This is a genomic window from Pseudomonas sp. GW821-FHT07G06 (assembly GCF_058986625.1).
Map to the genome: position 1 here is coordinate 58,817 of NZ_JBYSVW010000010.1, position 15,146 is coordinate 73,962.

Below are 15,146 nucleotides of genomic sequence, written 5' to 3' on the forward strand. Positions count from 1 at the left end.
GATTTCCCGGCATCCGGGTTTATAGTCCCGCTCACTCACTGCCAAAAACCAAAACAGGTGAAGCGATGCAGGCGCAATTGATCGCGCTCGACTGGGGGACAACCTCATTACGTGCTTACAAACTGGCTGAAGGCGGGCAGGTGCTCGAACAGCGCTCGCTGGCGTCGGGGATCATGCAGTTGCCCAAGACACCTCGAGTCATTGGCGGCCGGGAATGCACCGACGGTTTTCAACTGGCTTTCGATGAGGCATGCGGTGACTGGCTTGATGCCCAGCCGCAATTGCCGGTGATTGCCTGTGGCATGGTCGGCAGCGCCCAGGGCTGGTGCGAAGCGGCGTATCGCGACACGCCGGCGAACGTCGCCACGCTCGGCACTTCCTTGCAAACCGTGCGCAGCCTGCGTGGCGTCGATGTGCACATCGTGCCCGGCGTCATCGAGCGTTCACGTCTGCCGAACGTGATGCGCGGTGAAGAAACCCAGGTGCTCGGTGTGCTGCAAAACCTGGCGGGCGAGGCGAGCGCGGACCTGCTGATCGGCCTGCCGGGCAGTCATTCGAAATGGGTGGAAGTGGCCGACGGCTGCATCGTGCATTTCGATACCTTCATGACCGGCGAAGTCTTCGCCGTGCTCAGCGAGCACAGCATTCTCGGGCGCACCCAGCAGCGTGGCGGGTCTTTCGACGGTGATGCGTTTGATCGTGGCGTGCAGGTCGCGTTGTCGGCGGACGGTGAAACCGGTCCGCTGTCCACCCTGTTCAGTGCCCGTAGCCTGGGCCTCACGGGTGAATTGAGCGCCACTGCTCAGGCCGATTATCTGTCCGGCCTGCTGATCGGCCACGAGTTATCGGCCCTGGCCGTTGTCCAGCGGCGTCGGCGCAACAGCGTCCACCTGCCGTCGATCATCCTTATCGGCAATACCCAACTCTGTGCCCGCTACCGCCGTGCGCTCGACGCCTGCGGTTTTGCCCGGGTGACCCTGGCCGAACAGGCCACCGAACGCGGCTTGTGGCAACTGGCGCTCGCCGCCGGTCTGGTCACGTCGACTGCATCCCGTTAAACCTGCCTGGAGGTCTGACATGCTCAAACAAGCGCTGGCGCAAAACGGCCTGATCGCGATCCTGCGCGGCCTGCGTCCACAGGAAGCTGCCGCTATCGGCGAAGTCCTGTACGCCGCCGGATTTCGCGTCATCGAAGTGCCGCTCAATTCCCCTGAACCGTACGACAGTATCCGCATCCTGCGCAGTACCTTGCCTGCCGATTGCCTGATCGGTGCCGGCACGGTGCTGACGCCGGAACAGGTCGAACGGGTAAAAGCGGCGGGGGGGCAGGTGATCGTCATGCCCCATAGCGATCCGAAGGTCCTGCGTGCGGCGAAAGCGGCGGGGCTGTCTCTGTCGCCCGGTGTCGCCACGCCGACCGAAGCCTTCGCGGCGCTGGCCGAAGGCGCGGACATCCTCAAGCTGTTCCCGGCCGAGCAAATGGGGCCGGCAGTCGTCAAGGCCTGGCTGGCGGTGTTGCCGGCCGGGACGATCCTGGCGCCGGTCGGTGGTATTACCCCGGACAACATGCAGGAGTTTATCGACGCCGGCGTCAAAGGTTTCGGCCTCGGCTCCGGACTGTTCAAGCCGGGCATGACCCCGGAGCAGGTGGCGGCCAATGCCAAGGCCTATGTCGCTGCCTGGAAAGCCCTTCGCTAAGACTTTTTGGCGCTGCGAGCGCTGCATCCAATAAGAGAGCCAAAGATGAAAATCACCAAACTGACCACCTTCATCGTTCCGCCACGCTGGTGCTTCCTCAAGGTCGAAACCGACGAGGGTGTCACCGGTTGGGGCGAGCCCGTGGTGGAAGGCCGCGCCCACACCGTTGCCGCTGCCGTTGAAGAATTGTCCGATTACCTGATCGGCAAGGACCCGCGCAACATCGAAGACATCTGGACCGTGCTCTATCGCGGTGGCTTCTACCGTGGCGGTGCCATTCACATGAGCGCCCTGGCCGGTATCGACCAGGCGTTGTGGGACATCAAGGGCAAGGCGCTGGGGGTGTCGGTCAGCGACCTGCTGGGTGGTCAGGTGCGGGACAAAATTCGTGTGTATTCGTGGATCGGCGGTGACCGCCCGGCGGACACGGCGCGTGCGGCCAAAGAAGCGGTCGAACGCGGTTTCACCGCGGTGAAAATGAACGGCACCGAAGAGCTGCAATTCCTCGACACCTTCGACAAAGTCGACCAGGCCCTGGCCAACGTCGCTGCCGTGCGCGATGCGGTTGGCCCGAACGTCGGCATCGGCGTGGACTTCCATGGCCGGGTGCACAAACCCATGGCCAAGGTGCTGATGAAGGAGCTTGATCCGTACAAGCTGATGTTCATCGAAGAGCCGGTGCTCAGCGAAAACTACGAAGCACTGAAAGAACTGGCACCACTGACCAGCACACCGATTGCCCTCGGTGAGCGCCTGTTCTCGCGCTGGGATTTCAAGCGCGTGCTCAGCGAAGGCTACGTCGACATCATCCAGCCGGATGCGTCCCACGCCGGTGGCATCACCGAAACCCGCAAGATCGCCAACATGGCCGAAGCCTACGACGTGGCGCTGGCGTTGCATTGCCCGTTGGGGCCGATTGCCCTGGCGGCCTGCCTGCAACTGGACGCGGCTTGCTACAACGCATTCATCCAGGAGCAGAGCCTGGGCATCCACTACAACGAGAGCAACGACCTGCTCGACTACGTGAAAGACCCACGGGTGTTCGACTACGACAAAGGCTTCGTGAGGATCCCGAACGGCCCGGGCCTGGGCATCGAGATCAACGAGGAATACGTGATCGAACGCGCCGCCATCGGCCACCGCTGGCGCAACCCGATCTGGCGCCATGCCGATGGCAGTTTTGCCGAGTGGTGAGTGCCTGACACACCACTGAACCCCTGTGGGAGCGAGCCTGCTCGCGAAGATGGTGGTGCATCAACATTGATGTTGCCTGACACACCGCATTCGCGAGCAGGCTCGCTCCCACAGTTTGATCTCCATGCACAGTGAGATCTGCGTTAACCCGGTTTTCGACCTCAATAACCATAAGAAGAGGCACTCCCCATGCAACCGCAAACCCTCACCGGCCAGGCGTCGTTGGTGACGCCCAGCCGCAAGCGTTTTTTCATCATGGTGCTGTTGTTCATCACCGTGGTGATCAACTACCTGGACCGCAGCAACCTGTCGATTGCCGCCCCGGCGTTGACCAGTGACCTGGGCATCGACCCGATTCATGTCGGCCTGATCTTCTCTGCCTTCGGCTGGACCTACGCCGCCATGCAGATCCCCGGTGGCTGGCTGGTAGACCGGGTCCCGCCACGCATCCTTTACACGGCAGCGCTGTTGCTGTGGTCGATTGCCACCGTGATGCTCGGCTTCGCCGGCAGCTTCATCGCGCTGTTCGTGCTGCGCATGGCGGTCGGTGCCCTGGAGGCGCCGGCCTATCCGATCAACAGCCGCGTGGTCACCACCTGGTTCCCCGAGCGCGAGCGTGCCACGGCCATCGGTTTCTACACCTCCGGGCAATTCGTCGGCCTGGCCTTCCTGACGCCGGTGCTGGCCTGGTTGCAGCACGAATTCGGCTGGCACATGGTGTTCGTCAGCACCGGCGCGGTAGGCATTCTGTGGGCAGTGATCTGGTACGCGGTGTATCGCGAGCCGCGGGACTTCAAAGGCGCCAATCAGGCGGAGATCGACTTGATCCGCGAGGGCGGTGGTCTGGTGGATATCCAGGCCGAACAGGCCAGGGTCAAAGCCAAATTCAGCTGGACTGACCTGGGGATTGTCCTGAGCAAACGTAAACTCTGGGGCATCTACCTTGGGCAGTTCTGCCTCAACTCGACCCTGTGGTTTTTCCTGACGTGGTTCCCGACCTACCTGGTGAAATACCGCGGCATGGACTTCATCAAGTCCGGCCTGCTGGCGTCGCTGCCGTTTCTCGCGGCCTTTGTCGGCGTACTGTGTTCCGGTTTCTTCTCGGACTTTTTGATCCGTCGCGGTTACACGGTAGGTTTCGCCCGCAAGTTGCCGATCATCAGCGGCTTGCTGATTTCCACCTCGATCATCGGCGCCAACTTCGTTGAATCGACGCCGCTGGTGATTGCCTTTCTCGCACTGGCATTCTTCGGCAACGGCCTGGCTTCGATCACCTGGTCACTGGTGTCGACGCTCGCCCCGGCGCGCTTGCTCGGGCTGACCGGCGGGGTGTTCAACTTCATCGGCAACCTGTCGGCGATTGCCACGCCGATCGTGATCGGCTTCCTCGCCACGGGTGATTCCTTTGCCCCGGCGATCACCTACATCTCGGTGCTGGCGTTGATCGGTGCACTGTCCTACATCTTGCTGGTGGGCAAGGTCGAGCGTATCAAGTTGTAGTCGTGGCATCCGGGCGACCATAATGCCGCCCGTTCACACGCTCAACGGTAAAGGCTGGATATGCAGGAAGACGCCCCGAAAATCGCCAAGGACGCCGCACCGACCGGCACCCAGACCCTGCTTCGCGGTTTGGGTGTGGTCCATGCCGTGGCCAGCGGCGCCCGCGACCTCAAGGAAATCGCCCGGCTGATTGGCACCACGCGCAGCACCACCCATCGCCTGGCCAGTTGCCTGGTGGACGAGCGTTACCTGCGGGTGGTGCCGCAAGTCGGTTATCTGCTGGGGCCAAAACTGATCGAATTGGGCTTTCAGGCCCGTGAAGAGTTGCCGTTGGTGACCTTGGCCGGGCCGTATCTGGATGAGTTGTCGGCGTTGACAGGCGACACCATTCATCTGGCGATCCGTGAAGGCGACGAAGTGCTGTACCTGCACAAGAACCCGGGACGCAATGGCCCGGAAATGCGCTCGCGGGTCGGCCATCGGATGCCGCTGGCGCGCACCGGGATCGGCAAGGCGCTGATGCTCGATGATTCGCCGCAGGAGTGGCAGCGCCTGTACGAAGTCAGCCTGCCGGTGGGTGGGAAAAATCAATTCTGGCCGCAGCACCCGGAGCAATCCTGGGAGCAATTCGAGCAGCGCATGGTCGAGTACGTGGCCGGTGGCTACGCCTTCGACCTGGAAGATAACGAGCCGTCGATCCGTTGCGTGGCGGCGCCGGTGCGCGATGCCAGCAAGCGCATCGTTGCCGGTATCAGCATTGCGAGCACCGTGCCGTATATGCCGCTGGAGAAAATGGCCGAGCTGATTCCGTTGATCAAGGGTGTTACGGCGCGGCTCTCGGCAGAACTGGGCGCCAAAATCTGACTTCACGCAGCAACCCTTGTGGGAGCGAGCCTGCTCGCGAAAGCAATCTGTTAATGCCAGTGTCGACTGACCGGACGCTTTCGCGAGCAGGCTCGCTCCCACAGGGGGGGTGTTGCATAAATGCCAGGCAACAAAAAGGCCCCCATTTCGGGAGCCTTGATGTTCAGCGGTCGGCTTACATGTTCGGGTAAGTCGGGCCGCCAGCGCCTTCCGGCGTTACCCAGGTGATGTTCTGTGCAGGGTCCTTGATGTCGCAGGTCTTGCAGTGAACGCAGTTCTGGGCGTTGATTTGGAAGCGCTTCTCGCCGTCTTCTTTGGTGATCACTTCATACACGCCGGCCGGGCAGTAACGCTGTGCCGGCTCATCGTAAAGCGGCAGGTTCTTGCTGATCGGGATGCTCGGATCGGCCAGCTTCAGGTGGCACGGCTGCTCTTCTTCGTGGTTGGTACCGGAGATGAACACCGAGCTCAGTTTGTCGAAGCTGATCTTGCCGTCCGGTTTCGGGTAGTCGATCTTCTTGCAGTCGGCCGCCAGTTTCAGGCACGCGTAATCCGGCTTGGTGTCGTGCAGGGTGAACGGCAGTTTGCCGCCGAAGATGTTCTGGTCGAGCCAGTTGAAACCGCCACCGACAATGGCGCCGAACTTGTGGATCGCCGGGCCGAAGTTGCGGCTGGCGAACAGTTCGTCGTAGAGCCAGCTCTTCTTGAACGCGTCGACGTAGGTGGTCAGTTCTTCGCTGCCGTCCTTCTCGGCGAACAGTGCGTCAGCCACCGATTCTGCGGCGAGCATGCCGGACTTCATCGCGGTGTGGCTGCCCTTGATCTTGGCGAAGTTCAGGGTGCCGAGGTCGCAACCGATCAGCGCGCCGCCCTTGAAGACCATCTTCGGCAGCGAGTTCAGGCCGCCTTTGCAGATGGCGCGAGCGCCGTAGCTGATGCGCTTGCCGCCTTCCAGGTACTGAGCAAGCACTGGGTGATGCTTGAGACGCTGGAACTCGTCGAACGGCGACAGGTAGGTGTTGCTGTAGGACAGGTCGACGATCAGGCCGACGACGACCTGGTTGTTTTCCAGGTGATAGAGGAACGAGCCACCGGTGTTCTCGGTGCCCATGATGTCCAGCGGCCAACCGGCGGTGTGCACCACCAGGCCTGGTTGATGCTTGGCCGGGTCGACTTCCCAGATTTCCTTCAGGCCGATGCCGTAGTGCTGGGCATCGGCATCGCTGTCGAGGTTGAAGCGCTTGATCAGTTGCTTGCCGATGTGGCCACGGCAACCTTCGGCGAACAGCGTGTACTTGCCACGCAGTTCCATGCCCGGGGTGTACAGGCCTTCTTTCGGGTTGCCTTCGCGGTCAACGCCCAGGTCGCCGGTGATGATCCCGCGAACTACGCCGTTCTCGTCGATCAGCGCTTCCTGAGCGGCGAAGCCCGGGTAGATTTCCACGCCCAGGTTCTCGGCCTGCTGGGCCAGCCAGCGGCACAGGTTGCCCAGGGAGATGATGTAGTTGCCTTCGTTGTGCATGGTCTTGGGCACAAAGAAGTCTGGAACTTTCTGCGCGCTTTCAGCGTTCTTCAGCACGAAGATGTCGTCACGGGTGACGGGGGTGTTCAGCGGCGCGCCGAGTTCTTTCCAGTCCGGGAACAGTTCGTTCAGGGCGCGTGGTTCGAACACGGCACCAGACAGGATGTGAGCACCGACTTCGGAGCCTTTTTCGACCACGCAGACGCTGATTTCCTTACCGGCTTCGGCGGCCTTCTGCTTCAAGCGGCAGGCGGCGGAAAGACCAGCGGGGCCGGCACCGACGATGACGACGTCGAATTCCATGTATTCGCGTTCCACAGGTTATCTCCTACTCAAGGCTCAACAGTTTTTTTTCTAATTTGGAGGTTGGGTGTCGCATCCATGAATTCCGGCGCAACGCCGAAAGCGGACAATCGATTGACCACCTTTCTCTTTGGGTGGCGCATTATATCTACACCACTCTCAGCGTCCAATACAAACGTTTGTTTGAATTGGCTCAAAGCCAGAGAAATCAAAGTCACGCGCCTTATGAACGGCCATTTTGGCGTATTGACCGGAATAGGCGTTCCGGTCAAGATACGGGCGGTTTTGCGCTCGCCGTAGGCTGGCAGTTGGTTTCAAGAGCACCTCTAAAGACAGGGCGATGGCAGTAGAGAGTGATGCGCTGCGCGGGTTTGATGCGCAGTTTACACGCCGCGATGTTGAATGACTCGTCAGTCACCACTGACGAACGGTCATCCAGGTCATGAGCGATGGTCACTTGACACCTTTGCCGGCGTTTTTGGAGGTGCCCTTGCGCCCGATGAGCATCAACCGCCAGGTTCGCCTAGGCGACTTTCTTTTCACCGGAGAGTAACGAGGAATCCATGAAGGTTCTTGTAGCTGTCAAACGCGTTGTGGATTACAACGTCAAGGTTCGCGTCAAGGCGGACAATTCCGGCGTCGATCTTGCCAACGTCAAGATGTCGATGAACCCGTTCTGCGAGATCGCCGTGGAAGAAGCCGTACGCCTGAAAGAAAAAGGTGTTGCGACTGAAATCGTCGTCGTCTCCGTCGGCCCGTCCACCGCTCAAGAGCAACTGCGCACCGCGCTGGCTCTGGGTGCCGACCGCGCCATCCTCGTCGAGTCCGCCGAAGACCTGACTTCCCTGGCCGTTGCCAAGCTGCTGAAGGCTGTTGTCGACAAGGAACAGCCTCAGCTGGTGATCCTTGGCAAACAAGCCATCGACAGCGACAACAACCAGACTGGCCAGATGCTCGCTGCATTGAGCGGCTACGGTCAGGGCACGTTCGCTTCGAAAGTCGAAATCAGCGGCGACAGCGTTGCCGTGACTCGCGAAATCGACGGCGGCGCGCAGACAGTTTCCCTGAAACTGCCGGCCATCGTCACCACCGACCTGCGTTTGAACGAGCCGCGCTACGCGTCTCTGCCAAACATCATGAAAGCCAAGAAGAAGCCTCTCGAAGTGCTGACTCCGGACGCTTTGGGCGTTTCCACCGCCTCCACCAACAAGACCCTGAAAGTCGAAGCGCCAGCTGCACGCAGCGCGGGTATCAAGGTCAAGTCGGTGGCTGAACTGGTCGAGAAACTGAAAAACGAAGCGAAGGTAATCTAAATGACTATCTTGGTTATTGCTGAACACGACAACAAAGTGCTGGCCCCGGCCACGCTGAACACCGTTGCTGCCGCCGCCAAGATTGGTGGTGACATCCACGTTCTGGTTGCAGGCCAGGGCGCTGGCGCCGTGGCTGAAGCCGCTGCGAAAGTCGCTGGCGTGGCTAAAGTGCTGGTAGCCGATAACGCTGCCTACGCTCACCAACTGCCGGAAAACGTCGCTCCTCTGGTTGCTGAATTGGGCAAGGGCTACAGCCACATCCTGGCTGCCGCCACTTCCAACGGCAAAAACATCCTGCCGCGTGTTGCCGCTGCCCTGGACGTTGACCAGATCTCCGAGATCATCTCGGTAGAAAGCGCCGACACCTTCAAGCGCCCGATCTACGCCGGTAACGCCATTGCCACCGTGCAATCGAACGCTGCAGTGAAAGTGATCACCGTGCGTGCCACCGGTTTCGACCCGGTTGCAGCTGAAGGTGGTTCGGCTGCTGTTGAAGCGGTTGCTGCTGCCCACGACGCTGGCATCTCCAGCTTCGTCGGCGAAGAGCTGGCCAAGTCCGATCGTCCGGAACTGACCGCTGCCAAGATCGTCGTTTCCGGCGGTCGTGGCATGCAGAACGGCGACAACTTCAAACACCTGTACGCCCTGGCCGACAAGCTGGGCGCTGCCGTGGGTGCTTCGCGCGCCGCGGTCGACGCAGGTTTTGTTCCGAACGACATGCAGGTCGGTCAGACCGGCAAGATCGTTGCTCCACAGCTGTACATCGCCGTCGGTATCTCCGGCGCGATCCAGCACCTGGCCGGCATGAAAGACTCCAAAGTGATCGTTGCGATCAACAAGGACGAAGAAGCGCCGATCTTCCAGGTGGCCGATTACGGCCTGGTGGCGGACCTGTTCGAAGCCATCCCTGAGCTGGAGAAGCTGGTCTAAACCGGCTGCTTCACTTATAAAGAGCCCGGCCTTTTGGTCGGGCTTTTTTTTGCTCTCTGTAGGAGCGAGCCTGCTCGCGATGGGCGTTAACGATGACGCGTTCATTCTGGAAAAACGCGGCGCATTGACGTCCATCGCGAGCGAGCTCGCTCCTACAGGAGGCATAACCGGGTATGAGTGGAGTGTGAAGCCATGGAACTGCGCCTTGTGTGGAGCTTGCTAGGATTGACGCTGTTGCCGGCGCTGTCTTTCGCCGCAGGTAAATGCGAACGCCTGGTGGTGAGCGGCAGCCCCGACGCGCCGCCGTACCTATGGCAAGACCCGCAGAATCCCAAGCACCTGATCGGTGCCAGTGCCGATTTGCTGCAGCAAGTGGCGGGGGAGTTGGGGCTCAAGGTCGAATTGCTGTATGCCGGCAAACGCGCCCAGGCCCTGGACGAAGTGCGCAGCGGACGCATGGACATGCTGGCGGACGCGACGTTGACCGTCAGCGAGCTGGAAACCCTGGATTACATCCATCCACCCTTGCTGGAAAACGACTACCTGGTCTGGACGCGCAAGGATTCGACACTGGTCTACAACCAAGCACTCGATCTGCACGGCCATCCGGGTGCCGTGTCGGAAAAGGCTCGACTGACCCCGCAATTCAGCACTTTTGCCGCACAGCAATTAACCCTCGCGCGCACGTCCAATCTGACCCTGGCCTTTCAGAAACTGTTGTTGGGTGAAGTCGAATTTGTCCTGGCCGGACGTTACTCGGGCATGGCGACTGCACAGACGCTGGGCATGGCCGGTGATCTGATCGCACGTTCGCAACCGGTCGACAAGCCTGGCCTGTTCCTGGCGATTTCCCACAACTCGGCCTGCAACGATCCGTGGTTGCGCGGACAGTTGGCCAAAAAGATGACAGAATTGCCCGCGTCCGGACTGACGGAGGCCGTTCTGCTGCGCAATATCGAGCGTTGGAAGGCACAACGCTCACAACCGCAGCAACCCTCGCAACAACCCGTCAGTACCCCAAAACAGTAGGGATATTTAGTGAGTATTCGACCTCTTTTCGCTGCCGTGGCCATTCTCGCCCTGGCCGGTTGTGCAACCGATCCGGCGCCGAATGAACAAATGCGCTTGACCGAACAGGCACTCGAACAGGCCAAGGCCGTAGGTGCGACCGCCGACGATGTGCCGGAAATGAAACTGGCCGAGGACAAGTACAACCGCGCCAAGGGCAACATGACTGATCAATCGTTCAAGAATGCGCGCATGCGCGCCGAACAGGCCGAACTGGATGCGCGCCTGGCTGAGGCCAAGGTGCTGACGGCCAAGAGCGAGGAACAATTGAGCGTGCTCAACACCCGCATCGCCCGTCTGCAAAAGCAACTGGGAGATGCTCAATGAGCCTCAAGCGCAAAACCCTTGGCGGTTTGATCCTGGCCGCCAGCCTGTCTGGTTGCGTCAGCCAGCACAGCGAGACCGCGTTGCAGCAGGCCGGAACCGACTTTCAGAAGGTCAAGGAAGACTCCAATGTGCTGCGAATCGCCCCCAAGGACGTGATCCGCGCCGGTGAGTCCCTGGCCCGTGCCGACCGCCTGTCCAGCTATTGGGGCAGTGGTTCGGATGTGGTGCACTACGCCTACCTGAGCCAGCGCTATAGCGCCATTGCCCGGGAACACACCAATCAGGCGCTCAACGAAGAGCAAGCGGCAAAACTCGAACTGGAACGGCAGCGCCTGCAACTGGCATTGCGTGAATCCAAACTGTTCAGTGTGCAGCAGCAAGGTAAATGGCTCGAAGAGCAGATCCTGGCATTGACCACCTCCCAGACCGATCGCGGTCTGGTGATGACGTTGGGCGACATGCTGTTCGACACCGGCGAAGCGGAATTGAAACCTTCGGCCAACCGCGTGGTGTTGAAGATCGTGCAGTTCCTGCAACTCAACCCCAAGCGTGTGGTGCGGATCGAAGGCTACACGGACAGTACCGGGGGCAAGCAGGAAAACCTCAAGCTGTCTCGCGACCGCGCACAATCGGTGGCTGACGTGCTGATGGACCTGGGCATCGACGACAAGCGCATTCAGGTCGAAGGTTATGGCGACGAGTATCCCGTGGACGCGAATGCGTCGGAACGGGGGCGTGCGCAGAACCGTCGGGTGGAAATCGTGTTTTCCGACGAAAACGGCCAGCTCGGCGCCGCCCGCTAAAGCTGCTCCAGGGTAACGCTATGCACCTTGTAGGAGCTGTCGAGTGAAACGAGGCTGCGATCTTTTGATCTTGCTCTTGATACTCAAGTGAACTCGAAAAGATCGCAGCCTCGTTTCACTCGACAGCTCCTACAAGCTCCTACAACCCGGCCTGCCAAGCAGCGCCGGGTTTTTTTATGCCTGCCGATTACCGCACAAAACAGTACAGATTTTGCTGACACTGCACTGTACGGTCGACTATTGTGGTAACTGTCCCCGTACACTTCTAAACTGTTCCGGTATTGTTTCACACAAGAATAAAATGCCCGTGAAATCGAGTGCTGCGTCATGACCAATCTTTTGCTCTATCAACGTATTGCTCAACAACTGGCCGAAGACATCCGCCGCGGGGTCTATCAGCCGGGAGAGCGCGTGCCTTCGGTGCGCAAGATGAGCTCGCAGCTCAATGTCAGTCATGCGACGGTGTTGCAGGCGTATGCCAATCTCGAAGATCAGGGGCTGATCCGTGCCCGGCCGCAGTCGGGTTACTACGTGCACCAGACGCCGGCACTCACGGCGCCGACGCCGGACATTGCCCGGGTCGAGCGCCCCGGCCTGGTCACCCGTAGCAGTATCATCCAACAAGTGCTGGTCGAATCCCGTCGTGAAGGTGTCTTCCCGCTGGGCGCTGCGGTGCCGAGTGTCGACTATTTACCAGTGCGGGCGCTGCATCAGCAATTGGCCAAAGTCACTCGTTTCCATAGCCCGCGGGCCTTCAGTTACATGTTCAGCCCCGGTTTCGAGCCGTTGCGCCGGCAGGTGGCGATCCGCATGCGCGATGCCGGCGTGGTGGTCGATCCGTCGGAAGTGGTGATCACCCACGGCTGCGTCGATGCGCTGCAGATGTCCTTGCGCGTGCTGACCCGCCCGGGCGATCTGATTGCAGCCGAGTCGCCGACCTATTACGGGTTGCTGCAACTGGCCGATCTGTTGGGCCTCAAGGTCATCGAGATCCCTAGCGATCCGGCCACGGGCATGAGCCTGGAAGCCCTGCAACTGGCAGCCAACCAATGGTCGATCAAGGCGTTGGTGCTGACCACCCGGCTGAGTAACCCGCTGGGCGGCACCATGCCTGAAGAACGGCAGAAACAATTGCTGCGCCTGGCGTCGGACTTCGATATCCAGATTGTCGAAGACGATATCTACGGTGAGCTGATGTTCGAGCAGGGGCGCACCAAATCCCTCAAGGCCTATGACCGGCTGGACCGGGTGATCTATTGCTCGAGCTTCTCGAAAACCCTGTCGCCCGGGGTGCGGATCGGCTGGATGATTGCCGGCAAGTATCAGCAGGAAATCCAGCGCTTGCAGACCTTCAGCACGCATTCAGCGTGCAGCGTGACCCAGATGGGCATTGCCGCTTACCTGGAAAATGGCGGGTACGACCGGCATTTGCGCTTCATCCGTCAGGAGTACCGCAAGAACCTCAGTGCCTTCCAGCTGGCCGTGCAGCAGTATTTCCCGGAAGGCACGCAGATGACCCGGCCTACCGGTGGCTTCATTCTGTGGGTCAGTCTGCCGGGGCGGGTCAACACCCAAGAGTTGCACGTGCGGGCATTGCAGCAGGGTATCAGTATTGCGCCCGGACTGATCTTCAGTAATACCGAGCAATTCAATCACTGCATCCGCCTCAATTGCGGCACGCCCTGGAATCGTGAAGCCGAGCGTGCGTTGATGACCCTGGGCATGCTGGCCACCCAACTCTGCCAGGAGATGGCTGGCGGTTTGTAACAGTCTGCTACTGCGCTTGTCTTGTGGGCTGCAACAGGCGAGCATATGCACCTCTGCCGTTTGCACCCACCGTTGGATACATGAAACCGATTTTTCCTGCCGCCTGGCTTTTGCTCTGCCTGATTGCGAGTATTCAGCCGGTATCCGTCGTTGCGGCCACCGAGCAGGATCAGCAGGCCACCGGCAGTTTCCACGTCGCACCGATAGATACCGCACCCGCAAAAAAAGCCTCGCCGGCCAGGAAACCGGCGACGCCCGCGAAAAAACGCCCACCCATTGCTTCCAAATCGAAACCGGCCAGCGAAGTGGTAAAGACCGAGCTTCCATCCGCGAAGCTCGACCTGAGCTTGCCCAAGGATATGGTTCAGGAGCTCAAGCCGGTCGGAACAGTGCCGTTGTCCAAGCGCGAACCGCTGTTACCCCAGATGTTCGGTGACAAAAGCGGCAGCAGCCCGTTCCAGCTCAACGGCCGTCTGCTCAGCAATGAAATGCAGCTGCAACTGCGCAATGAAGAGCGCCGCGAGGTCGAAGGCGCGGCACTGGATTTCGAGTTCAAGCAGTAACGCCAACAAGATCCGCGAGCCGCAGAACAGACGCTTTGTCGGAGACTGGTCGGTCATGCCCGTTTGCGTGGAAAAACCCGCTCGCAGGTAATTTAAAACAACTGTTTTAGCGGGTACTCTGTGTCCCGTCCTTTTACACATTGCTCGTCGCGAGGAGCTTGTCGTCATGAAATGCCGTGAGGGCTGTGGCGCTTGTTGCATTGCCCCGTCCATCAGTTCACCGATCCCCGGTATGCCTAACGGCAAGGCCGCGGGGCAGCGTTGCCTGCAACTTTCCGCCGATAACCTGTGCAATATTTTCGGCCAACCGGAACGGCCGGCGGTGTGTTCTGCCTTCGAGGCCGACCCCGAGGTGTGCGGAAGCAGCAGCGAAGAAGCCATCCGGCTGATTGGCTGGTGGGAGCAAATGACGGCGGCGTGATGTGTCGAACGAACGGAACTTCAACAATAAGGAATAAGACTATGGGTTCGCTGCATCGTATGGCTGTGCTGTGTGGTTTGACGGTTGTGTTGGCTACCTCGACGGCCCAGGCCGAAGACTGGAAAATCGCGAAAAACGAAGACGGTATCAAGGTCTCCCTGAGTGAAGTGGCCGGGTCCGATTACAAGGCCTACCAGGGCGTCACGCTGATGAAAACCACCATCGCCAAGCTGCGTGCGTTGCAGGATGACGTGTCTGGAGCCTGCGCCTGGATTCACGAATGCAAAACCCAGAAGCTGCTCAAGCACGAAGGTGACCAGAGCTGGACCTACACTCAGTTCAACACCCCATGGCCGGTTACTCCGCGTGATTCGGTGCTGCACATCACCACCACCGAAGGTGCCGATGGCAGCCTGACCCGCAAGCTCGAAGGCGTACCGAAATACCTTCCTGAAGAAAAAGGCTTCGTCCGGGTCGCCAAAGTCGACGGTTTCTGGAAGTTCGTACCCAAGGGCGACCAGATCGAAGTGACCTATCAGGTGCACACCGAACCGGGCGGCAGCGTGCCGTCGATGGTGGCCAACAAGTTCGTGGTGGATGCCCCGTTCAATACCTTGAAAGCCCTCAAGGAGCGCGCCGAGAAGTAACGGCGTGGTGCTTTCAAGTTGACTTCGCAGCGCCCCGACCGGTTCGGGGCGTTTGCGTTTTTGACCGGGCAGGGCGCTTTAATTTGTTTCTGGATATGCGTTGCACGAAATTTTCACCACGTCTCCAAGACAATTCGCCGGCTCTCCCGCAACCCGCAGCGTATTCCTGCATGCAGGATGAAACAGTCGGGATGAGGGTAGTTATCAATGGCAATACAGCCGTTGA

At 60.0% G+C, this 15,146-nt stretch carries 15 protein-coding genes; 14 read left to right on the forward strand and 1 reads right to left on the reverse strand.

Going from position 1 to position 15,146, the window contains the following annotated elements; translation table 11 throughout:
* The first annotated feature begins 65 nt into the window (after positions 1-65).
* The 5 genes from AC3WJW_RS17965 (at position 66) to AC3WJW_RS17985 (ending at position 5,256) form a co-directional block, all read left to right on the forward strand.
* Positions 66-1,058: a 2-dehydro-3-deoxygalactonokinase gene (locus AC3WJW_RS17965; protein ID WP_493726857.1), complete on the forward strand. Its 993-nt coding sequence runs from the start codon at positions 66-68 to the stop codon at positions 1,056-1,058.
* A gap of 19 nt (positions 1,059-1,077) precedes the next feature.
* Positions 1,078-1,698: a 2-dehydro-3-deoxy-6-phosphogalactonate aldolase gene (locus AC3WJW_RS17970; RefSeq protein WP_218479621.1), complete on the forward strand. Its 621-nt coding sequence runs from the start codon at positions 1,078-1,080 to the stop codon at positions 1,696-1,698.
* Positions 1,699-1,743: 45 nt separating this feature from the next.
* Entirely contained in the window at positions 1,744-2,892 is a 1,149-nt protein-coding gene (gene dgoD / locus AC3WJW_RS17975) for a galactonate dehydratase (RefSeq protein WP_493726858.1), read from the forward strand.
* Between the two features lie 189 nt (positions 2,893-3,081).
* Positions 3,082-4,392, forward strand: a complete 1,311-nt coding sequence (locus tag AC3WJW_RS17980; protein WP_493726859.1) for an MFS transporter — start codon at positions 3,082-3,084, stop codon at positions 4,390-4,392.
* 60 nt (positions 4,393-4,452) lie between these two features.
* A complete protein-coding gene (locus AC3WJW_RS17985) occupies positions 4,453-5,256 on the forward strand; it encodes an IclR family transcriptional regulator (RefSeq protein WP_015093944.1) in 804 nt (267 codons plus the stop codon).
* 175 nt (positions 5,257-5,431) lie between these two features.
* Here the strand turns inward: AC3WJW_RS17985 and AC3WJW_RS17990 are convergent, their stop codons facing one another.
* Entirely contained in the window at positions 5,432-7,096 is a 1,665-nt protein-coding gene (locus AC3WJW_RS17990; protein WP_493726860.1) for an electron transfer flavoprotein-ubiquinone oxidoreductase, read from the reverse strand.
* 548 nt (positions 7,097-7,644) lie between these two features.
* Between AC3WJW_RS17990 and AC3WJW_RS17995 the strand changes: the two genes are divergently transcribed.
* From AC3WJW_RS17995 to AC3WJW_RS18035, 9 genes are all read left to right on the forward strand, one after another.
* Complete coding sequence (locus AC3WJW_RS17995; RefSeq protein ID WP_015093946.1) at positions 7,645-8,394, forward strand: electron transfer flavoprotein subunit beta/FixA family protein; 750 nt, start codon at positions 7,645-7,647, stop codon at positions 8,392-8,394.
* Positions 8,395-9,324 (forward strand): electron transfer flavoprotein subunit alpha/FixB family protein, encoded by a 930-nt coding sequence (locus AC3WJW_RS18000; protein WP_056727194.1) that lies wholly within the window; start codon positions 8,395-8,397, stop codon positions 9,322-9,324. It abuts the gene before it with no gap.
* Between the two features lie 192 nt (positions 9,325-9,516).
* Positions 9,517-10,353 carry a substrate-binding periplasmic protein gene (locus tag AC3WJW_RS18005; protein WP_493726861.1) on the forward strand — a complete coding sequence of 279 codons (837 nt, stop codon included), beginning with the start codon at positions 9,517-9,519 and terminating at the stop codon, positions 10,351-10,353.
* A gap of 9 nt (positions 10,354-10,362) precedes the next feature.
* Entirely contained in the window at positions 10,363-10,719 is a 357-nt protein-coding gene (locus tag AC3WJW_RS18010) for a DUF4398 domain-containing protein (protein ID WP_493726862.1), read from the forward strand.
* Complete coding sequence (locus AC3WJW_RS18015; protein WP_104448991.1) at positions 10,716-11,522, forward strand: OmpA family protein; 807 nt, start codon at positions 10,716-10,718, stop codon at positions 11,520-11,522. The genes AC3WJW_RS18010 and AC3WJW_RS18015 overlap by 4 nt, the downstream gene beginning before the upstream one ends.
* A 327-nt stretch (positions 11,523-11,849) precedes the next feature.
* Positions 11,850-13,289, forward strand: coding sequence for an aminotransferase-like domain-containing protein (locus AC3WJW_RS18020; RefSeq protein ID WP_007973699.1), 1,440 nt, complete (start codon positions 11,850-11,852; stop codon positions 13,287-13,289).
* Between the two features lie 80 nt (positions 13,290-13,369).
* Positions 13,370-13,852, forward strand: a complete 483-nt coding sequence (locus AC3WJW_RS18025; protein ID WP_493726863.1) for a translation initiation factor 2 — start codon at positions 13,370-13,372, stop codon at positions 13,850-13,852.
* Between the two features lie 166 nt (positions 13,853-14,018).
* Positions 14,019-14,273 (forward strand): YkgJ family cysteine cluster protein, encoded by a 255-nt coding sequence (locus AC3WJW_RS18030; RefSeq protein ID WP_007973695.1) that lies wholly within the window; start codon positions 14,019-14,021, stop codon positions 14,271-14,273.
* Between the two features lie 41 nt (positions 14,274-14,314).
* The gene (locus tag AC3WJW_RS18035) at positions 14,315-14,920 is read left to right on the forward strand and encodes an START domain-containing protein (RefSeq protein ID WP_493726864.1); all 606 of its coding nucleotides are present in this window, start codon (positions 14,315-14,317) and stop codon (positions 14,918-14,920) included.
* The last annotated feature ends 226 nt before the right edge of the window (positions 14,921-15,146 follow it).